The sequence below is a fragment of the Oxalobacteraceae bacterium OTU3CAMAD1 genome (genome assembly GCA_024123915.1).
Classification (GTDB): domain Bacteria; phylum Pseudomonadota; class Gammaproteobacteria; order Burkholderiales; family Burkholderiaceae_D; genus Rugamonas.
This window is the reverse complement of sequence record CP099650.1, coordinates 643,398-663,184: the sequence shown is the minus strand read 5'-3', so window position 1 is coordinate 663,184 and position 19,787 is coordinate 643,398. Positions and strand designations below refer to the sequence as shown.

Genomic DNA, 19,787 nt, shown 5'->3' with positions numbered 1-19,787 from the left:
TCGTGCTTGATAGGCGTGAACAAAGCGTGGCTGACCGCAAGGTTGTGTGTTAATTTTCCAGAGAAGAAAATGGATTCCCTACTGAAACACATGGTGGACATGACTGGCCACCGAGATCACACGATGCTCGACATCTCCGTGATTTCGGCGGTGCAGGAGCTTGCCCGCGCCAGTCAGGCCCGCGTGCTGACCCTGGCCACCGTGCGGGGCAAGGTGTTCGTGCGGGCTCGCGCCATCATCGTCGCCGGCGAGCCGGCCTGCATGGTCGACAACACCGACCTGCACAACCCGGGCGAACCGATCGAGAATTTCCCGGCGCTGGCGCACTGCATCGCCCAGCACGAGTCCGGCGCCGACGTCGCCAACGAGGCCGGCGAGCACACGCTGTGGCTGCCGATCTGGCTGGGCGACAAGGCCGACACCTGCCTGGAGATCGTCAATCCAACGCCGTACACCAGCGACACCGTCCATATCATCGGCGGCATCGTCAGCGTCTACCGCAACTTCCAGAACCTGCTCGACTACAGCGAGCGCGATTCGCTCACGGGCCTGCTCAACCGCAAGACCTTCGACGACCAGCTCTCCAAGATGCTGGCCGCCAGCATCGAGCAGGACTCGGTCACGCTGCCGGGCGAGCCGGAGCGCCGCCACCACGGCGACGAGGAAAAGCAATGGCTGGCGGTGGTCGATGTCGACCATTTCAAGCACGTTAACGACCGTTTCGGCCATTTATACGGCGACGAGGTGCTGATCCTGATCGCCAACCTGCTCACCTCGTCGTTCCGCGCGCAAGACCGCGTGTTCCGCTTCGGCGGCGAGGAATTCGTCGTGCTGCTGCGCTCGACCACGCTCGACAACGCCAAAAAGATCATCGAGCGCTTCCGCATGAACGTGGCGTCGTATGATTTCCCGCAAGTGGGCAAGGTGACGGTGAGCGTGGGCTTTGTCAGCATCAGCCCGCTGGAGGCGCCGGTGATCATCCTGGGACACGCCGACCAGGCGCTGTACTACGCCAAGAGCCACGGGCGCAACCTGGTGTGCCATTACGACGAGCTGCTCAGCGGCGGCCTGCTGCAGACCACCGCCTCCAACGACACGGCGGAATTCTTCTAACCCAAGGTCAAAAACCGCATCGGGTCGACATTCCACTTGGCCGCCGACTCGTGGCCGACGATTTTGTCACCGCCGCCAAACCCCAGTCCGCGCGACAAGTCGACCGTTTCCGGCTTGATATACAGATTCTGCTTGGTGTTGAAGAAGACGTTGACCTTGGGCGCCAGCAGATTGGTTTCGTGTGGCTCGATTACCACACCTAGCCTGCCCGACTCCAGCATCACCATCGTCCCGACCGGGTAAATACCGACGCAGCGCATGAACTCCTGCGCGTACTGCGGGTTGAAGTGGAACTTGCTCCACTCATAGATCTTGCGCAGCGCCGCCGCAGCAGACATCCCCTTGTGATAACAACGATCGGCGGTGATGGCGTCATAGACATCGACGATGGCGGCCATTTGCGCCAGTTCGCTGATCTGCTCGCTGGCTTGCTTGCTGGGATAGCCGCTGCCGTCGCGCCGCTCATGGTGGTGCAAGGTGATGTCGAGCGGGATTGGGCCCACCTCCGGCGTTTTCCGCAAGATGTCATAACCGTCGCGCGGATGGCGCTTGATGATGGCGAACTCCTCGTCGGTCAGCGGTCCCGGTTTGTTCAGGATCGCATCCGGCACCAGCGCCTTGCCGGTGTCGTGCAACAAGCCGCCCAGGCCGGCCTGATGGGTCACGTCGGCGGCGATGTTGCGCGAGCGGCAAAACGCTACCAGCAGCGTACAGACGCTAACGGAGTGCAAAAAGGTGTAATCGTCCTTGGTTTTGATGCGCAGCAGCCCCACCAGCGCCCCCGGATTGCGCAGGATGGACTCGGTGATGGCCTGCACCACGGGCTCGACCTGATCGAGTTCGATCGCCTTGCCCAGGCGGGCGTCCTGCATCACCGTGCGCACCAGGGTCGAGGCCTGATGGCGGATCTGCACCGCGCGCCGCATCTCGTCGCCCAGCGCTACGCGGGTGATGACGGGCGTCTTGGCGGCGATTTCAACGATTTCGCGCTCGGTCGCCGCCTGCGCCTCGGCCAGCGACGGCGCATCCTCCACGTCCAGGCCCCTGCCGCTGTCGATGACAACGTCATGGATGCCGGCATTGAGGATCTTGCGGATTTCATCTTCGCTGGTCAGCAAAAACCGGTTGCGGACAAACGGGTGCGTCATCCAGTCGCAACTCAGGTCATGTATATACATGCCCACTTTTAGTTGGGAAGAGTCGACTTTCTTTAACATACATGCACCCGCGAAAAGTCTGGAGGGAGGACGGTTTGATTTGAGTATAACAAATAGTTTCCTGTCGGGATCATATTTGCAAGTGCTACCATATGTTTGTCCATGACTATTCCGGGTCAAATCGCCGCGCCGCCACTATGGAACTACGCCAACTTCGTTACTTTGTCGCCATCGTCGATCACGGATCGCTGTCGCGGGCGGCGCTGGTCTTGCACGTCGCACAACCGGCGCTGACGCAGCAACTGCGCCAACTCGAGGAGGAACTGGGCGTGCAACTGCTGCATCGCTCGGCGCAGGGCGTGCTCAGCACGGACGCCGGCAAGATCTTCTACGAACACGCGCAAGCCATCCTCAAGCAGGTGGCCGACGCCCGCTCGGCGGTCACGCAATCGGCGGAGCGGCCCAGCGGCGGCGTCACGCTCGGGCTGCCGCACAGCATCTCGGGCGCGCTGGCGCTGCCGCTGCTGACGGCCGCGCGCGCCACCTATCCGGAAATTACGCTGCAGCTGACCGAGGAGTTGACAGGCAACCTGAGCGAGCAACTCAAGTCGGGCCGGGTCAACCTGGCCGTGCTGTTTGACGACGGTCAACTGGCGCAATTCGCCACCACGCCGCTGGTGGAGGAGGAACTGCGCTTCATCTGCCGCGCCGACGCCGCCTTCGCGCTCGGCCAGGAGACGCTCACGCTGGAGCAAACCTTGGGCACGACGCTGATCCTGCCGGGACTGCAGCACGGCGTGCGTCCGCGCATCGAAAGCATGGTGCGCGCGGTCGGGCTCAAGCTATCGAACGTCATCGAAATCAACTCCATCGCCATCCTCAAATCGGCGCTCCTGGCCGATATGGGCGCGACCCTGCTGCCGGCGGCGCCGGTGCTGGACGAGCTGCAACGCGGCACGATGCGTTCCCATCCGATCCGGCAGCCGACGATCTCGCGCACGGTGGTGCTATGCGCCTCGAAAAACATACCCCTGACCAACGCCGCTAGCGCCATCAGCCGGCTGGTGCAGCAAGTCAGCGCACAGCTCTGCCTGTCCGGCACCTGGCCCGGCGCCACCCCGATCGGCTAACAACTGCTTTGCTTTGGGGGGTATCACTTTTTCTTATGCCCCGATTGGCAAACACTATTTCCGTGTACGTCAACTCGCGCCCATACTAGGCCCAATTCCGCTCACCATGCGGCCCTGGCCCGATCCTGGCGCGCCTACCCGGCGTGATCAAGTTCAGGTGCGATCTGATACCAAAAACGGAGACCTCCCATGCCCGATACCACGGCACCCGGCCCTGCAACGTCCGCAAGAGACGACAGCGCCCGACTGACGACCGTCAGCCTTGACGACAAATACACAGCGGTCCAAGGCGACATCTTCCTGTCCGGCATCCAGGCGCTGGTGCGCCTGCCGATGATGCAGCGCGTGCGCGACCAGGCGGCCGGCTTGAACACGGCCGGCTTCATTTCCGGCTATCGCGGCTCGCCGCTGGGCGGCCTCGACGAAAACCTGTGGAAGGCCAAGCCGCACCTGGAGGCGCACCACGTGCAGTTCGTGCCGGGCGTGAACGAGGATCTGGCGGCGACCGCCGTCTGGGGCTCGCAGCAGGTCGACTTGATCGGCGAGGCCAAATACGACGGCGTCTTCGCCATGTGGTACGGCAAAGGCCCTGGTGTGGACCGCTGCGGCGACGTCTTCAAACACATGAACCACGCCGGCACCTCGAAGCACGGCGGCGTGCTGCTGGTGGCGGGCGACGACCACGGCGCCTATTCGTCGACGTTGCCGCACCAGTCTGACCACCTGTTCTCGGCGTCGATGATCCCGGTGCTGTATCCCTGTAACGTGCAGGAGTACCTGGACCTCGGCATCCACGGCTGGGCGATGTCGCGTTTTTCCGGCTGCACGGTGGCGTTCAAGGCGCTGGCCGACACGGTCGAATCGTCGGCCTCCGTCGACGCCGATCCGTTCCGCGTCGATGTCAAAATCCCGCTCGATTTCGTCATGCCCGAGGGTGGCCTGAACGCCCGCCTGTCGAGCATTCCGCTGGGCCAGCAGGCGCGCAATCAGGAAGCGCTGATGCAGGACTATAAAATCTACGCGGCGCTGGCGTACGCGCGCGAGAACAAACTCAATCACACCACCATCACCAGCCCGAACGCGAAGCTGGGCATCATCGCCTCCGGCAAATCGTATCTGGACGTGCTCGAGGCGCTGGAGGAACTGGGGATCGACGAGAACATGGCGGCCGACGTCGGCCTGCGCCTGTTCAAGGTGGCGATGCCATGGCCGCTGGAGCCGGACAGTGTGCGCGAATTCGCGCAAGGCCTCGACGAGATACTGGTGGTCGAGGAAAAGCGCCAGATCGTCGAGTACCAGTTGAAGGAACAGCTGTACAACTGGCGCGACGACGTGCGCCCGCGCGTGATCGGCAAGTTCGACGAAAAAGGCGAGTGGGTGGCCCCGCGCGGCGAATGGCTGCTCACCTCCAAGGCCGACTTCTCGGTGTCGCAGGTGGCGCGCGTGATCGCCTCGCGCGTCAAGCGCCTGATCTCCGACCCGATCACCTGCGACCATATCAAGGCGCGCCTGACCTTCCTTGACGCCAAGGACGCGGTGCTGAAGAAGGCCATCAGCACGCCGTTCCGCCCCGCCTTCTACTGCTCCGGGTGCCCGCACAATACGTCCACAAAAGTCCCGGAGGGTAGCCTGGCGCTGGCCGGCATCGGCTGCCACGTGATGGCGACGTCGATCTACCCGGAGTTCAACAAGCTGACCACGCACATGGGCGGCGAAGGCGCGCCGTGGATCGGCCAGGCCGCGTTCTCGAAGATCCCGCACGTGTTCCAGAACCTCGGCGACGGCACCTATTTCCACTCCGGTTATCTGGCGATCCGCGCGGCGGTGGCGGCCAAGGTCAATATGACCTACAAGATCCTGTACAACGACGCGGTCGCGATGACAGGCGGCCAGCCGGTCGACGGCATCACGTCGGTGCCGATGATCGCGCAGCAGATGGCCGCAGAGGGGGTGAAACGCATCGCGCTGGTGACCGAGGACCTTGGCCGTTACACCGACCGTGGCGCGCTGCCGTCGCTGGTCAGCCTGCACGACCGCAAGGACATGGACGCCGTCCAGCGCGAGCTGCGCGAAGTCGAAGGCGTGTCGGTGCTGATCTACGACCAGACCTGCGCGGCCGAGAAACGGCGCCGCCGGAAGAAAGGCGAATATCCCGACCCGGCCAAACGCATGGTCATCAACGAAGCCGTGTGCGAAGGCTGCGGCGACTGCGGCGTGCAGTCGAACTGCACCTCCATCCTGCCGAAGGAAACGGAGTTCGGCCGCAAGCGCACGATCGATCAATCGTCGTGCAACAAGGACTATTCTTGCGTGAAGGGCTTCTGTCCGAGCTTTGTCACCGTCGAAGGCGGAACGCTGAAGAAGACCAAAACCGGGGTTAGCAAGGACAACGCCGACGACGGCTTCGGTGCCCTGCCGGAACCGGAACTGCCATCGTGCGAGCAGCCCTACAACATCCTGATCAACGGCATCGGCGGCACCGGCGTGATCACCGTCGGCGCCCTGATGGGCATGGCCGCGCACCTGGAAGGCAAAGGCGCGTCGGTGCTGGACATGACCGGCATGTCGCAGAAAAACGGTTCCGTCACCTCGCACGTCAAAGTGGCCAAGACGCCGGCGCACCTGCGCGCGCAGCGCATCGCCACCGGCGAGGCGGACGTCATCCTCGGCTGCGACATGCTGACCGCCGGCGCCGCCGACGCGGTGTCGAAGATGCGTCCCGGCCGCACGCTGGCCGTCATCAACCTGCACGAACAGCCACCCGGCACCTTCGCGCAGAACGCCGACTGGCAGTATCCAGTGGCAGAGGTGCGCGCACTGATCGAGGAATCGGTCGGCGGCCCCGGCGCCGCCGATTTCATCGACGCCACCAAGCTGGCCACGGCGCTGATGGGCGACTCCATCGCCGCCAATCTGTTCATGCTCGGTTACGCCTGGCAGCGTGGACGCATTCCGCTGACCGAGGCGTCGCTGCTGCGCGCCATCGAACTCAATGGCGTCGGCATCGCGTCGAACAAAAAGAGCTTCCTGTGGGGCCGCCGTGCCGCCGTGGACCTGAAGCGCGTCGAGCGCGTGGCCACGCCGACGCAGGCGATCGTGGTGCAGATGCCGCAAAGCCTGGAGAACATCGTCGCCAAGCGCGTGCAATTCCTGACCGATTATCAGAACGCCGCCTACGCCGCAGTCTACGAACAACTGGTGTCGCAGGTGCGTGCCAAGGAGACCGCGCTGGGACTGGGGAACAAGCTGTCGACCGCCGTGGCCAAGTACTACTTCAAGCTGATGGCGTACAAGGATGAATACGAAGTCGCGCGCCTGTACACGGACGGACGCTTCGTCGAGCAGCTCAAACAGCAGTTCGAGGGCGACTTCTCGGTCAAGTTCAATCTGGCGCCGCCGCTGTTCGCCAAGAAGGACGCCAAGGGCCATCTGGTCAAGGCGGAATTCGGCTCGTGGATGTGGAGCGCCTTCAAGCTGCTGGCCAAGTTCAAAGGCTTGCGTGGCGGCGCGTTCGATGTCTTCGGCCGCAGCGAAGAGCGCAAGATGGAGCGCGCGCTGATCGTCGAATATCGCGGGATGGTCACCGCATTGATCGGGGGGCTTACCGTGGAAAACCACGCGCTGGCCGTCGAACTGGCGGGTTTGCCGGAAAAAGTACGCGGTTACGGTCATGTGAAGGAAAAGGCGGTGGCGGTCTTCCATGCCGAGAAAGCACGATTGATGGCGCAATTCGGCCAGCAGCGCGCCGCTTGACCTTAAAAGCTTACGTTTACGTAAACGTCATATAATAAATACACGACATAGATCGACGCACAGAATAGAAGGGACACCATGAACGACCTCTCCGCTCCGACCATCGCAGCAGTGCCGGATCAGCCGCGCCTGAACAACAAAATCCGGTTCGTCACCGCCGCCTCGCTGTTCGACGGCCACGACGCCTCGATCAACATCATGCGCCGCATCCTGCAATCGAACGGCGTGGAGGTGGTCCACCTGGGCCACAACCGCTCGGTCGACGAGGTGGTCACCGCCGCCCTGGCGGAGGACGTGCAGGGCATCGCCATCTCCAGCTACCAGGGCGGCCATGTCGAATACTTCAAGTACATGATCGACCTGCTGCGCCAGCGCGGCGGCGCGCATATCAAGGTGTTCGGCGGCGGCGGCGGCGTCATCGTCCCCGACGAAATCGCCGACCTGCATGCGTACGGCGTCACCCGGATTTTCAGCCCGGAGGACGGCCAGCGCATGGGCCTTGTCGGCATGATCCAATGGATGGTGCAGCAATGCGACATCGATCTGTCGCAGTATTCCCCGACGTCGCTGGCGCCGCTGCGCGAAGGCGATGTAGCCTCGCGCCACCGCCCGCTGGCGCAGTTGATCACGGCGCTGGAAAACGACAAGGCCGCGCCGGCGCTGCGCACGGAGATACTGGCCGCCGCCGAAGACCTGCCCGTGCCGACCCTGGGCATCACCGGCACCGGCGGCGCCGGCAAATCGTCGCTGACCGATGAACTGATACGCCGCATCCGCCTCGACCAAGCCGACGCGCTCAACATCGCCATCATCTCGATCGACCCGTCGCGCCGCAAATCCGGCGGCGCGCTGCTCGGCGACCGTATCCGCATGAACGCGATCAATCCGTGGGCCGCCCATGGTCAACCTCAAACACGTGTCTTCATGCGATCGCTGGCCACGCGCGAGGCGGGCTCCGAAATCTCCGAGGCGCTGCCCGACGTCATCGCCGCCTGCAAGGTGGCCGGCTTCGATCTGGTCATCGTCGAAACCTCCGGCATCGGCCAGGGCGACGCCGCCATCGTGCCGCACGTGGACGTGTCGATGTACGTGATGACGCCGGAATTCGGCGCCGCCTCGCAACTGGAAAAAATCGACATGCTCGATTTCGCCGACTTCATCGCCATCAACAAGTTCGATCGCAAGGGGTCGCAGGACGCGCTGCGGGACGTCGCCAAGCAGTACCAGCGCAACCGCGAGCTGTGGAGCCAGCGCCCCGAGGAGATGCCGGTCTACGGGACGCAGGCGTCGCGCTTCAACGACGACGGCGTCACCGCGTTGTATCAGGGCCTGCTGCCGAAGCTGGCGCAATTCGGCCTGCCGACCAAGCCGGGCAAACTGCCGGCGGTGGCGCTGCGCCACTCCAGCGGTAAAAACGTCATCGTGCCGCCGGCGCGCGCCCGCTACCTGGCGGAGATCGCCGACACCGTTCGCGGCTACCATCGCTTCACGCGCAAGCAGGTCACCTTGGCGCGCGAACGCCAGCAACTGACCGAATCCAAACGCATGCTGGCCCTGGCGCATAAGAGCGCCGACTTTGACGATGTGATCGCCGACCGCGATGCGGCGATGGACGCCGGCGCCAAGAAACTGCTTGCCGGCTGGCCGGAGATGCAGGCCGCCTACGCGGGCGACGACTACGTCGTCAAAATCCGCGACAAGGAAATCCGTACCCGCCTGGTGCAGCACACGCTGTCCGGCACCAAGATCCGCAAGGTCGCCCTGCCCCGCTACGAGGACCACGGCGAGATCCTGCGCTTCCTGATGCTGGAAAACGTGCCCGGCTCGTTCCCGTTCACGGCCGGCGTGTTCCCGTTCAAGCGCGAGGGCGAAGACCCGACGCGCATGTTCGCCGGCGAAGGCGACGCCTTCCGCACCAACCGCCGTTTCAAGCTGGTCTCCACCGGCATGGACGCCAAGCGCCTGTCGACCGCGTTCGACTCGGTGACCTTGTACGGCGCCGATCCGGCGCCGCGTCCGGACATCTACGGCAAGGTCGGCAACTCCGGCGTTTCGATCGCCACCCTGGACGACATGAAGGTGCTGTACGACGGCTTCAACCTGTGCAGCCCGAGCACCTCGGTCTCGATGACCATCAACGGCCCGGCACCGACCATCCTGGCGATGTTCATGAACACCGCCGTCGACCAGCAGATCGACCGCTTCGTCGAAGAACACAAGCGCCAGCCGGACGCCGACGAAGCGGCCAAGCTGCGCGAGTGGGTGCTGCAAAACGTGCGCGGCACCGTGCAGGCCGACATCCTGAAGGAAGACCAGGGCCAGAACACCTGCATCTTCTCGACCGAATTCTCGCTGAAGGTGATGGGCGACATCCAGCAGTACTTCGTCGAGCACCAGGTGCGCAATTTCTACTCGGTGTCGATCTCCGGCTATCACATCGCCGAAGCGGGCGCGAACCCGATCTCGCAGCTGGCGTTCACTTTGTCGAACGGCTTCACGTTCGTCGAAGCCTATCTGGCGCGCGGCATGAACATCGACGACTTCGCGCCCAACCTGTCGTTCTTCTTCTCCAACGGCATGGACCCGGAATACACGGTGCTCGGCCGCGTCGCCCGCCGTCTGTGGGCGGTGGCGATGCGCGACAAGTACGGCGCCAACGACCGCTCGCAAAAACTCAAGTACCACGTGCAGACATCGGGCCGCTCGCTGCACGCGCAGGAGATCGACTTCAACGACATCCGCACCACCTTGCAGGCCTTGATCGCCATCTACGACAACTGCAACTCGCTGCACACCAACGCCTACGACGAGGCGATCACCACGCCGACCGACGAATCGGTGCGCAGGGCCCTGGCGATCCAACTGATCATCAACCGCGAATGGGGCCTGGCCAAGAACGAGAACCCGAACCAGGGTTCGTTCATCATGGAGGAGTTGACGGACCTGGTGGAAGAAGCGGTACTGCAGGAGTTCGAGCGCATCGCCGAGCGTGGCGGCGTGCTGGGCGCGATGGAGACAGGCTACCAGCGCGGCAAGATCCAGGAAGAGTCGATGCTGTACGAGCACCAGAAGCACGACGGCACCCTGCCCATCATCGGCGTCAACACCTTCCGCAATCCGAAGGCGACCGGCGAGCCGCAGAAGATCGAACTGGCCCGCTCGACCGACGACGAAAAGCAATCGCAGCTCAAGCGGCTGGAGGAGTTCCACAGCCGCCACGCGGCGCAGGCTCCGCAGGCGCTGGCAGCCTTACAGCAAGCCGCGATCGACAACGAAAACGTGTTCGAAAAGCTGATGGAGGCGGTGCGCGTGTGCTCGCTGGGGCAGATCACCACCGCGCTGTTCGAGGTCGGCGGACAGTACCGCCGCAACATGTGATCGAACCTTGAGCGGACCACAAGGTGCGGCGGCAACCGCCGTCAGCACTAGCCGGTTCGGTCCTGCTGATCGTTTGCCCGGACGTCGCGCTCGCGTGTGGTGGCCGGCCGCTCCCCTTCCGGCGAGTCCCCGGGCGGCAGCCCCAATCCCGCGCCGCCTACGCGTCAAGGGTGGGACCCGAGCCTAGCCCGCTACTCGACGGCTTCGGGTCATCGGGATCCCGCGCCGGCTGTTGCGATTCCACGACCTTGTCGGCCTCTCCGGCCGCCAGCGGATCGGCCGGATGGGTCGGAATCGGCGGCTGCATCCGCCCACGTTCCGGATCCTACGGGTCATGCTTGTCTTCAATTTTATCGCTGGAATTTCCTTGATTCATGATCGATCTCCTTTCTGCTGTGATACGAGATTTCGCGTGAACAATGCCAATCATGCCGACACGAAATGCGCGCCGGCACATGATCAATTTTGGCAGAATTTCTTCTTTTGAGACGGGAGTCAGTCATGGCGAACGAGCAACGTGACCGGCAGGCGCCGGTCGAGCAGCAAGCGGCGCAAGGCAATCAGCAAAAGGCCGCGACGAATAGCGATACGCCGTCGGCGGGCACGCAACCGGTGACCGCGCCGGGAAGGCCAAACACGGCAGACAGCGTTGGCGCTGCCGGCGGCACGGATGCCGCTGCCGGCGCGCGCCAGTCGGGCGGCGCCGGCGGACCGGGGGGCGAAGGGCCGCGCGGACAAAGCGACGCCACCGGCGCACCGGGAACGCCCGGTGCTTCGCTGGCCGGCGGCGGCAGCAACGCCGCCGGTGCGGCCGTCGCCGGACGGACCGGCCTCGGCGAAGCCGCCTCCGCGGATGACACGCGCACCGGCACCGGAACGTCGTCGGGCCACGCCACGCCGCTAACCGGCGGCGACCCCAGCAGTGGTTCAACGCCGCCGGTCGATAACAAGGGCGGCGCATCCAGCGCCTAGCATCGAGCGGACCGCCGCGCCGGCGCCGTTACGGCTTGAAATGCGGGCCGGCGCCCTCCTGCGCCAATGCATCCTGTGCATTGCGTAGCGGGCAGGCCTTCAACGACAGGCACCCGCAACCGATACAGCCATCCAGTTGATCGCGCAGCTGCGTCAACGTCCGGATACGCTCCTCCAACTCCACTTTCCACGCGGCCGACAGCCGGCGCCAATCCGCCACGGTCGGCGTGCGTCCCGACGGGAGCGCATTTAACGCCTCGGCGATGGCCGCCAGCGGCATGCCCACCCGCTGCGCCACCTTGATCACCGCCAGCCGCCGCAGCACCGAGCGCGCGTAGCGGCGCTGGTTGCCGCCGGAGCGCACCGAATGGATCAAGCCCTTGGCCTCATAGAAGTGCAATGCCGATACGGCCACGCCGGCCCGCTCGGCCAGTTCGCCGACGCCCAGTTCCTTAGGTGGAGACGCCATATAAAATCCTTGACCTCAAGTTAAGTTGAGATTTTATAGTGTTCGCACATTCATCACACGAAAGGCCGCCATGACCCAGCTTAAATTCATCAACCCACCCGGTTTGTACGACCCGCGTCCCAACGGATACAGCCATGTCGTCGTCGCCGAAGCGCCGGCGCGTCTGATCTACATCGCCGGCCAGGGCGGCGAAACCGCCGATGGCGTACTGGCAGAAGATTTCGAAACACAAGTGGAGCAGGCGCTGGACAACCTGCAAACCGCGCTGCGGGCGGCGGACGCCGGACTCGCCAACGTCGCCAAGCTCACCGTGCTGATCGTCGACCATAGCGAAGAACGGCTGCGCATCTTCGGCGAGGCGTTGAGCGCAGCGTGGGGAGACAATCCCGCCCCCGCCTGCACGCTGATTCCCGTCCCGCGCCTGGCGCTGGACGGCATGTTGTTCGAGATCGAAGCGACGGCGATAAGATAATCCGCGCTACGAGGCCAGGTACGGTCCGACCGTCGTCCCGGCCAAAAACACCGGCTGCCACAGCTCGTGCAATTCGCCGGCCGGCGTGCCGTCGATCAGCGCCAGCAGCATCTGGATCATGCGCGCGCCGGCCTTGGCCGGCTCCGGCTGGTCGATGGTGGTGACGTTGGCGCCGGCCAAGGTGTCGGCCATGCTGCCCCAAACGATGATGGACATTTCCTTGCCCATTTCCACACCGGCGTCGCGCAGGGCGCGCACCGCGCCGATGCCGGCGATATTGTTGTCGACGATGACGGCGCTCGGACGCGGCGAACACGCCAGCAACTGCTGCATCGCCTGGTAACCGCTGCGCCGGTCCAGCTTGCTCTCGATTAAGTAGCGCGGATCGACCGCCAGCCCGGCAGCCGCCATCGAGGCGACGAAACTGTCCCGGCGCTGGCGCGCGAAGTTCATCTCCAGCGGCGCGCTGATCAAGGCCACGCGCTTGTGCCCCCAGGCGAGCAAGCGCTCCATCGCCATGCTGGTGCCGGAGGCGTTGTCATAGTCGAACCACGCGTACGGAGCGTCGAGCTCGGTGCGGCCGTAGGCGACGAACGGGAATTTGGACTTGCTCAAAAACGCGACGCGCTCGTCGCGCACCAGGGTGCGGGCCACCACCAGGCCGTCCACGCGGCGTCCCAACACGGTCTGCTGATAGGAGCGTTGCTCGGCGTTGGGCGACACCGGCGCGATGATCAGGTTCTTGCCGACGTCCTCGAGCGCGGCCGACATGCCGGAGACCACGTCCAGGAACATCGGATCGCCCAGGTCGGACGGCAGCAGCGGATAAATGATGCCAAATACATTGGTGCGGCCCAGCGCCAGGCTGCGCGCAAGCGGATTGGGCTGGTAGCCGGCTTCCTGCGCGGCCTTCAGAACACGCTCGCGCGTGCGGACATTGACCTCAGGGTAACCGTTTAACGCCCGGCTCACAGTGGTCTTCGACATGCCGAGGAACTTTGCGAGGAGCTGGAGATTCATAGAGAAACGCTCAATGTTGATCATTGATTATAGCGGCGCGGATGAGCCTGCCGCCACAGTGATCGCTTTACCATTGAGAAATACAACACTCGGCCGGCCTTGCCTTTTTGTCCGCCACCGCCTAATCTTCAAGCATTGATGTCAATTCTGCATCACCGCGTCCAGCGTTTTGTCACCAGGGGAATATCGTGGCCACCGTAACGTCCGTCAACACATTGCAAGCCTCGGTCGCACAAGCTGAAAGGCAAGTGCAACAGGGACAGTCACGCGTGAACCAGGACGCCAGCCGGCTGGAACAGAGCCGCAGCCAACTGGCGCAAGACCGGCAAACCCTGGCCGACACCCAGCGCCAAAGCACCCAGGCGCAACAGCAGCAGGCCCCGGCGAGCTCGCCCGCCATCCAGCTGGGCGCCGCGCTGAGCGGCGCGATCGAGCGCCCCAACCGCGCCGAGCAGATACTAGCTGCCATTCCGACGGCCGCCAGGCCTCAGCTGAACGCCCAAGGGCAAACCATCGGCAAGCTGATCAACGTTACCGCTTAGGCACTTGGACTAAGCACCTGCCGCCGCGGCTTCGGCCGCCGCCGTTTCCCGCTCCACCAGCGGCACCCACCATTTGCCATCCAGCGCCGGCCGCGTGATATCGAGCGCGAGGCCGATCTCCGGCGTCGCCAGCGGCAGCCGGCGCTCGCCCGCCAATTCCGAAATCCGGTTGAACGGGTCGTGCCACGCGTGCATCGACAGATCGAAGGTGCCGTTATGGATCGGCATCATGACCTTGCCCTGCAAGTCGATATGCGCCTGCAACGATTCCTCCGGCTGCATATGGACGTCCGGCCATTGCGGATCGTAGGCGCCGGTCTCCACCATGGTGAGGTCGAATGGGCCGAATTGGCGCCCGATCTCCTTGAATCCATCGAAATAACCGCTATCGCCGCTGAAAAACACCTTCAGGCCACGGTCTTCGATGACAAACGAGGCCCACAGCGTCTTGTTGCGGTCGTTCAAGCCGCGCCCCGAAAAATGCTGGGCCGGGGTCGCCACCAGCTTCAGGCCGGCGACCTGTGTGCTCTGCCACCAGCTCAATTGCCGTACCTTGGCGCGCGGGATACCCCAGGCGATCAGACGGTCGCCCACGCCCAGCGGCGTGATGAAGTGCTCGGTCTTGGCGGCCAGTTTGAGCACCGCCGCCTTGTCCAGATGGTCGTAATGGTCGTGCGACAGGATGATGCCCTTGATCGGCGGCAGCTCGTCGATGCTGATCGGCGGCTTGTGGAAGCGCTTGGGACCGGCCCATTGCACGGGCGAGGCGCGCTCGGAGAACACCGGATCGGTCAGCCAGAAGTTACCGTTGAGCTTAAGCAGCACGGTCGAGTGGCCGAGGCGGAACAGGGTGCGATCCGGAGCATCCAATAACTGGCGCTGCGTGATCGCATGAACGGGAATGGCCTGGCGCGGCACGGTGTCGGCCGGCTTGTCGAACAGCACGCGCAACATCAGGCTCAGGCCTTGCATCAGGCCCATCGCATGCATCTTGACCGGATTGCGGAACTTGCCGGTGCGCGTGCGCGGGGCGGTCGGCACGGACAGGCCGTCAAGGCCGTCGAGACCTGAGGGGGATTTGGCGATAGCGGTTTGATAAGTCATCGGAACGCTCCAGGGCAGATAATGTACACTACACAGTGTAGTTCTATTTTTTGAAAAAGTAAACCAGACGGTGTAAAATAAATGCCATGAACCTTCCCCTCAAGCTCACCGACCGTAAGCGCCAGGCCGTCGTCGATGCCGCCATTGCGGAGTTCCGCGCCAGCGGTTTCGAGGCGACCAGCATGGACAAGATCGCCGCCACCGCCGGGGTCTCCAAACGCACCGTCTACAACCACTTCCCCAGTAAAGACGAACTATTCGCGCAAATATTGCATGAGTTGTGGACCAGCACGGCGGCGTTGATGGAAACGCCCTACGTGCCGGAGTTGCCGCTGAGGCAGCAGTTGATGGAGATTTTGGGCAAGAAGATGGCGATGCTGCAGGACGCCTACTTCCTGGATCTTGCGCGGGTGGCGATCGCCGAGACCATCCACTCGCCGGCGCGCGCGCACGAGATGGTCGCGCGGCTCAGCGCCAAGGAGGAAGCCGTCACGACATGGCTGCGCGCGGCGCAGGCCGACGGCAAGCTGCGCGAGGCCGACCCGGCGCTGGCCTCACAGATGCTGCAGGGGCAGCTCAAGACCTTCGCCTTCTGGCCCCAGGTCACCTTGAACCAGCCGCCGCTGGACGCGGCCACCCAGCAGAAGGTGCTCGACGCCACCGTCGACATGTTCCTGGCCTACTACGGCAGCGAGGCCGACTCGGCCGGCTAGGCGAAGCTGACCGCGTAAATCGGCGGCAAGGTGGTGGAGATGGTTTGCCACTGGCCGCCGCCGTCCTCCGACAGCCAGGCGCCGCCGGTCGTCGAGCCCATCAGCAATAATTGGCCGTCGTCGCTGACCGCCAGCCCGTGCCGGTAGACCAGGTCGTAGCAATGCTGCTGCGGCAGGCCGCCGCGCCACGCGGTAAAGCTCCCGCCGCCGTCGATGGTGCGGGTGACGGCCAGCGCCGCGCGCGGCGGCACGCGCTTGCTGTCGGCCTCGGCCGGCACGAACCACGCGGTCTCGCCGTCCTTCGGATGGACCGCCGTCGCGAAACCGAAATTCGACAACGGCGCAGCGCGCACCTCGGTCCAGTTGGCGCCGTTGTCGACGCTGCGCCAGATGCCGTTGTGATGCTGGCACCACAGCTTGTCCGGCTCGCCCGCGCAGCGCACGATGCGGTGCGGGTCCTGCACCGCCTCCACCTCGGCCAGCTCGGGCGGCATATAGCTCGCCACCATGCCCTTGGCGCGCGGCGCCCAGCTCTCGCCGCCGTCGTTGGTCAGCCAGGCGCCGCCGCACGACACGCCCACCAGCACCGACTGGCTGTCGCGCGGATCGACGCAAATGCTATGGATGCCCGGCACGTCGTAGCCGCCACCCATCCACTGGCTGCGCTCGGGGACGTTCCACAGCGGCTCCACCAGATGCCAGCTGTCGCCCCGGTCGTTCGAGCGGAACAGGCCGCCCGGCAGGGTCCCCGCCCACAGCACGCCCGGCTGGTCCGGCCCGCCGGGCGCCAGCGACCAGATTTGTTTGACGGCCCACTCGACCTTGTCTTCGCTGTCGGCCGGCTTGGGCGGAAACGCCGGCGCGGCGATCTCGGTCCACTCGGTCGCGCCCGGATCAAGCCGGTGCAGCTTGCTGCCGAAATGGCCCAGGCTCAGCGCCGCGTACAGGGTGCCGTCGCGCCGGTCCGGCAGCACCATCGACACCGGATCGCCAAGAAAATGCTGCCGGTCCACATGCCACGCCTCGTGCGTGCGGTAGACTTCGAACAGCCCTTTACGGGTCGCCAGATAGGCGCGGTCGGACATATCAGCCTCCTGATAAAGCTTGCAAGATGTAGACTTTGGAGTGGGGGACGAGCGCGTCGTCCAGGCGTTCGCGCTCGCGGGTGCGCTGGCCGTCGATGAAGATGACGACGTTCTCGCGCAGGCAACCCTGCTCGTCGAGCACGTAGCCGCGCAACCTCGGATGGGCGTCGAACGCCTGGTCCAAGGCACTTCGTAGATCGGCCGCGTCGGTCTCCACCTGCGGCACGGTCATGAATCGACCCAGTTGCTGGGTAAAAATCAGTTGCGCCATGTTTATTTTCTCATTGGTCGACTGGATTCAACACAGATTCTAACGCGGATTGGCGCCCGTTTCGCTAAAATGAAAACGCGTCAACTACCGGAGCACCGCATGTCGATTACGCCGCAAGAGCTGGAACTGCTGATGCAAGAGGTGGAGAAGGAGGATCCGATCGATTTCGCCGACCTGCCGTTCGACGAGCATGATCTGCGGGGCTTGATTTCGAACCACCTGTGCGAGATGGCCGACGCCATGGAGAATTTCAGCGACGAGGACAAGCATTTGACGTTGCTGGCCGTCGCGGCCAAGCTGGTGCTGGAGAACATGGTGCTCAACATCCAGCTGTTGCGGCGCCACGGCGTGCCGCTCAGCGAATCGGCCGACGCGCTGCTGAGCCGTCTGCGCAAACCCAAGTAAGCCACGGAGACACGTAGGGCGGATTAGGCGGAACGCCGTAATCGGCCATCTAAGCGCCGCTGGCGGATCAACCATGGCCGATTACGCTTCGCTAATCCGCCCTACGTGTCTCCGTGGTTTGTCCAAGTCCCTGACCCTAGTCGTCGAGGCGCTTGGCCGCCGGCGCCACGATCACCAGATCGCCCTCCGCCACGGCCACGCACGGCAAAATATACCCTTCGCGCTTCTCGTCCAGGCTCAGTCCCGGCCACTCGATCTTGTAGCGCACCGTGCCGCCCGTGCTCAGGCAGATGCAGGTGCGACAGGTGCCGTTGCGGCACGAACTGGGCAAGCGCACGCCGGCCCGCTCGGCCGCCTCCAGCACCGTCGCCGGCGCCGCCGCGTCGAAACTCCAGCCCTGCCCCTCCAGTGTCACCGTGCCGCCCATGCCGTCGATTCCAGATCGTCAAACCAGCATGATACCGCCCGAAGCGATCACCCGTGCGCAACCAGCTTGAGCTTGGCCTTGGCGGCCGGCTTCACCGGCGCCAACGGCGTGCGCGCCACGCGCTTGGCGTTCTGCAGCTTGAACACCGCCATCGCCTGCGACACGCAGCGCGTCTGCTGCGCCAGGTTGCCCGCCGCCGCAGCGGCCTGCTCCACCAGCGCCGCGTTCTGCTGCGTGATGTCGTCGATCTGAATCACCGCCTGGTTGACCTGGCCGATGCCGGTGCTCTGCTCGCGCGTGGAATTGGAGATCTCCCCCATCACCGCCGACACCTTGCTGACCGACTCGATCACCTCGCCCATGGTCACGCCGGCGCTGTTGGTCAACAGCGTGCCGGCTTGCACCTTGGAGATCGACATGTCGATCAGGGTCTTGATCTCCTTGGCGGCCGTGGCCGAGCGCTGCGCCAGCCCGCGCACCTCGCTGGCGACGACGGCGAAGCCGCGCCCCTGCTCGCCGGCGCGCGCCGCTTCAACGGCCGCGTTGAGCGCCAGGATATTGGTTTGGAAGGCGATGCCGTCGATCAGGCCAATGATGTCGAGGATCTTGTTCGACGAGGCGCTGATGTCCCCCATCGTCGACACCACTTGCGAGACGATGCTGCCGCCCTGCGCCGCCACCTGTTTTGCGTGGTCGGCCAGATCGTTGGCGCTGGCGACGTTGGTCGCGCTCTGCTGCACGGTCGACGTTAGCTGCTCCATGCTGGCGGCGGTCTGCTGCAGGCTCGACGCCTGCGACTCGGTGCGGCCCGACAGGTCCAGGTTGCCGTTGGCGATTTCGCCGGTTGCCTGCGAGATCTCGTCGAAATTGGCGCGCACGTCGCCGATGATGCTGTGCAGGTTGATATTGGTCTGGCGCAGCGCCGCCAGCAAACGACCCACCTCGTCGTCGCGACGCACCTCGATGTTGGCTGTCAGATCGCCACCGGCCATCATTCGCGCCGCCTTGGTCGCATGTCCCAGCGGCAGCGCCACATTCGCATACAGGCTGCGGCCGAATAGCCCCATGGCCACCGTCGACAACAACGCCAATCCGCCCAGCCAGCCGCTGGCGCCGGCCAAGGTGGCCCCGCCCATCCCAAGCAGGCACGCTGCCAGCAAGGCCAGCGTCCCGCCCACCAGCGCGCAGGCCAGGCCGATCTGCGTCGCCAGCGACATCGTCATCAAGCCCGACAGCCGCGCGGCGATCCCGGTCGACACGCCCTTGCCGTTGACGATGCGCATGCGGCGCGGATTGCCGGCCTTGAACTGCCGGTACAGCTCGTCCGCCGCGCGCACCTGCTCGCGCGTGGGCTTGGTGCGCACCGACAGATAGCCGACAGGCTTGCCGTGCTCGATCACCGGCGTGACGTTGGCCAGAACCCAATAGTAGTCGCCGTTCTTGCAGCGGTTCTTCACCAGGCCCGTCCACGGCATGCCGTCCTTGATGGTCGTCCACAAGTCGGCAAAAGCTTCGACCGGCATGTCCGGATGACGCACGATGTTCTGCGGGGCGCCCATCAGTTCTTCCTCGGTAAAGCCGCTAACGTCGATGAAGTAGGGATTGGCGTAGTTGATATTGCCTTGCAAATCGGTGCTGGAGACGATGGTCTTGCCATCTTCCATGATGTATTCGTTTTGAGTGACTGGAGTATTGGTGCGCATGGCCCATCCCTTTGTGTTTTATGGTTAAAACTTTTGGACATGGACGAGCCGGGGGCTGGGGCCGTCGTAGCAA

The 19,787-nt window shown here is 64.3% G+C and carries 17 protein-coding genes; 9 read left to right on the top strand and 8 right to left on the bottom strand.

What is annotated here, in order from left to right; genetic code table 11:
- Window positions 1-69: 69 nt before the first annotated feature.
- The gene (locus NHH88_02820; protein USX14745.1) at window positions 70-1,113 is read left to right on the top strand and encodes a GGDEF domain-containing protein; all 1,044 of its coding nucleotides are present in this window, start codon (window positions 70-72) and stop codon (window positions 1,111-1,113) included.
- Here NHH88_02820 and NHH88_02815 read toward each other — a convergent pair.
- On the bottom strand, window positions 1,110-2,291 hold the full coding sequence (locus tag NHH88_02815; protein ID USX14744.1) for an HD-GYP domain-containing protein: 1,182 nt from the start codon (window positions 2,289-2,291) through the stop codon (window positions 1,110-1,112). The genes NHH88_02820 and NHH88_02815 overlap by 4 nt on opposite strands.
- Before the next feature lie 176 nt (window positions 2,292-2,467).
- Here NHH88_02815 and NHH88_02810 point away from each other — a divergent pair, with 176 nt between their 5' ends.
- The 4 genes from NHH88_02810 (at window position 2,468) to NHH88_02795 (ending at window position 11,503) form a co-directional block, all read left to right on the top strand.
- Complete coding sequence (locus tag NHH88_02810; protein ID USX14743.1) at window positions 2,468-3,400, top strand: LysR substrate-binding domain-containing protein; 933 nt, start codon at window positions 2,468-2,470, stop codon at window positions 3,398-3,400.
- Between the two features lie 189 nt (window positions 3,401-3,589).
- Complete coding sequence (locus tag NHH88_02805; GenBank protein ID USX14742.1) at window positions 3,590-7,153, top strand: indolepyruvate ferredoxin oxidoreductase family protein; 3,564 nt, start codon at window positions 3,590-3,592, stop codon at window positions 7,151-7,153.
- 78 nt (window positions 7,154-7,231) lie between these two features.
- On the top strand, window positions 7,232-10,531 hold the full coding sequence (locus tag NHH88_02800) for a methylmalonyl-CoA mutase family protein (protein ID USX14741.1): 3,300 nt from the start codon (window positions 7,232-7,234) through the stop codon (window positions 10,529-10,531).
- Between the two features lie 483 nt (window positions 10,532-11,014).
- Window positions 11,015-11,503, top strand: a complete 489-nt coding sequence (locus NHH88_02795) for a hypothetical protein (GenBank protein USX14740.1) — start codon at window positions 11,015-11,017, stop codon at window positions 11,501-11,503.
- A gap of 28 nt (window positions 11,504-11,531) precedes the next feature.
- Here NHH88_02795 and soxR read toward each other — a convergent pair whose 3' ends face one another.
- Complete coding sequence (gene soxR, locus NHH88_02790; GenBank protein USX14739.1) at window positions 11,532-11,972, bottom strand: redox-sensitive transcriptional activator SoxR; 441 nt, start codon at window positions 11,970-11,972, stop codon at window positions 11,532-11,534.
- 70 nt (window positions 11,973-12,042) lie between these two features.
- Here soxR and NHH88_02785 point away from each other — a divergent pair, with 70 nt between their 5' ends.
- Window positions 12,043-12,444 carry a Rid family hydrolase gene (locus tag NHH88_02785; GenBank protein USX14738.1) on the top strand — a complete coding sequence of 134 codons (402 nt, stop codon included), beginning with the start codon at window positions 12,043-12,045 and terminating at the stop codon, window positions 12,442-12,444.
- Between the two features lie 6 nt (window positions 12,445-12,450).
- Here the strand turns inward: NHH88_02785 and NHH88_02780 are convergent, their stop codons facing one another.
- Window positions 12,451-13,464: a substrate-binding domain-containing protein gene (locus NHH88_02780; protein USX14737.1), complete on the bottom strand. Its 1,014-nt coding sequence runs from the start codon at window positions 13,462-13,464 to the stop codon at window positions 12,451-12,453.
- Window positions 13,465-13,652: 188 nt separating this feature from the next.
- On the opposite strand from NHH88_02780, the gene NHH88_02775 reads away from it, so the two are divergent.
- Window positions 13,653-14,006 (top strand): hypothetical protein, encoded by a 354-nt coding sequence (locus NHH88_02775; protein USX14736.1) that lies wholly within the window; start codon window positions 13,653-13,655, stop codon window positions 14,004-14,006.
- Window positions 14,007-14,015: 9 nt separating this feature from the next.
- On the opposite strand, the gene NHH88_02770 is transcribed toward NHH88_02775, so the two are convergent.
- On the bottom strand, window positions 14,016-15,110 hold the full coding sequence (locus NHH88_02770) for an MBL fold metallo-hydrolase (GenBank protein USX14735.1): 1,095 nt from the start codon (window positions 15,108-15,110) through the stop codon (window positions 14,016-14,018).
- Between the two features lie 86 nt (window positions 15,111-15,196).
- Here NHH88_02770 and NHH88_02765 point away from each other — a divergent pair, with 86 nt between their 5' ends.
- Window positions 15,197-15,823, top strand: coding sequence for a TetR/AcrR family transcriptional regulator (locus NHH88_02765; protein ID USX14734.1), 627 nt, complete (start codon window positions 15,197-15,199; stop codon window positions 15,821-15,823).
- On the opposite strand, the gene NHH88_02760 is transcribed toward NHH88_02765, so the two are convergent.
- Both NHH88_02760 and NHH88_02755 read right to left on the bottom strand, forming a co-directional pair.
- On the bottom strand, window positions 15,820-16,908 hold the full coding sequence (locus NHH88_02760; GenBank protein ID USX14733.1) for an exo-alpha-sialidase: 1,089 nt from the start codon (window positions 16,906-16,908) through the stop codon (window positions 15,820-15,822). The genes NHH88_02765 and NHH88_02760 overlap by 4 nt on opposite strands.
- A 1-nt stretch (window position 16,909) precedes the next feature.
- The gene (locus tag NHH88_02755; protein ID USX14732.1) at window positions 16,910-17,179 is read right to left on the bottom strand and encodes a MoaD/ThiS family protein; all 270 of its coding nucleotides are present in this window, start codon (window positions 17,177-17,179) and stop codon (window positions 16,910-16,912) included.
- A 99-nt stretch (window positions 17,180-17,278) separates the two neighbouring features.
- Between NHH88_02755 and NHH88_02750 the strand changes: the two genes are divergently transcribed.
- Window positions 17,279-17,584: a hypothetical protein gene (locus tag NHH88_02750; protein USX14731.1), complete on the top strand. Its 306-nt coding sequence runs from the start codon at window positions 17,279-17,281 to the stop codon at window positions 17,582-17,584.
- Window positions 17,585-17,720: 136 nt separating this feature from the next.
- Here NHH88_02750 and NHH88_02745 read toward each other — a convergent pair whose 3' ends face one another.
- Window positions 17,721-18,011: a 2Fe-2S iron-sulfur cluster binding domain-containing protein gene (locus tag NHH88_02745; GenBank protein USX14730.1), complete on the bottom strand. Its 291-nt coding sequence runs from the start codon at window positions 18,009-18,011 to the stop codon at window positions 17,721-17,723.
- A gap of 47 nt (window positions 18,012-18,058) precedes the next feature.
- Window positions 18,059-19,714 (bottom strand): methyl-accepting chemotaxis protein, encoded by a 1,656-nt coding sequence (locus NHH88_02740; GenBank protein ID USX14729.1) that lies wholly within the window; start codon window positions 19,712-19,714, stop codon window positions 18,059-18,061.
- Window positions 19,715-19,787: the final 73 nt, after the last annotated feature.

What these genes read in the sequence shown, in the direction of transcription:
- NHH88_02820 (USX14745.1), top strand. Translation starts at nt 70, where the DNA reads ATGGATTCCCTACTGAAACACATGGTGGACATGACTGGCCACCGAGAT.
- NHH88_02815 (USX14744.1), bottom strand. Translation starts at nt 2,291, where the DNA reads ATGTATATACATGACCTGAGTTGCGACTGGATGACGCACCCGTTTGTC.
- NHH88_02810 (USX14743.1), top strand. Translation starts at nt 2,468, where the DNA reads ATGGAACTACGCCAACTTCGTTACTTTGTCGCCATCGTCGATCACGGA.
- NHH88_02805 (USX14742.1), top strand. Translation starts at nt 3,590, where the DNA reads ATGCCCGATACCACGGCACCCGGCCCTGCAACGTCCGCAAGAGACGAC.
- NHH88_02800 (USX14741.1), top strand. Translation starts at nt 7,232, where the DNA reads ATGAACGACCTCTCCGCTCCGACCATCGCAGCAGTGCCGGATCAGCCG.
- soxR (USX14739.1), bottom strand. Translation starts at nt 11,972, where the DNA reads ATGGCGTCTCCACCTAAGGAACTGGGCGTCGGCGAACTGGCCGAGCGG.
- NHH88_02785 (USX14738.1), top strand. Translation starts at nt 12,043, where the DNA reads ATGACCCAGCTTAAATTCATCAACCCACCCGGTTTGTACGACCCGCGT.
- NHH88_02780 (USX14737.1), bottom strand. Translation starts at nt 13,464, where the DNA reads ATGAATCTCCAGCTCCTCGCAAAGTTCCTCGGCATGTCGAAGACCACT.
- NHH88_02770 (USX14735.1), bottom strand. Translation starts at nt 15,110, where the DNA reads ATGACTTATCAAACCGCTATCGCCAAATCCCCCTCAGGTCTCGACGGC.
- NHH88_02765 (USX14734.1), top strand. Translation starts at nt 15,197, where the DNA reads ATGAACCTTCCCCTCAAGCTCACCGACCGTAAGCGCCAGGCCGTCGTC.
- NHH88_02760 (USX14733.1), bottom strand. Translation starts at nt 16,908, where the DNA reads ATGTCCGACCGCGCCTATCTGGCGACCCGTAAAGGGCTGTTCGAAGTC.
- NHH88_02755 (USX14732.1), bottom strand. Translation starts at nt 17,179, where the DNA reads ATGGCGCAACTGATTTTTACCCAGCAACTGGGTCGATTCATGACCGTG.
- NHH88_02750 (USX14731.1), top strand. Translation starts at nt 17,279, where the DNA reads ATGTCGATTACGCCGCAAGAGCTGGAACTGCTGATGCAAGAGGTGGAG.
- NHH88_02745 (USX14730.1), bottom strand. Translation starts at nt 18,011, where the DNA reads ATGGGCGGCACGGTGACACTGGAGGGGCAGGGCTGGAGTTTCGACGCG.
- NHH88_02740 (USX14729.1), bottom strand. Translation starts at nt 19,714, where the DNA reads ATGCGCACCAATACTCCAGTCACTCAAAACGAATACATCATGGAAGAT.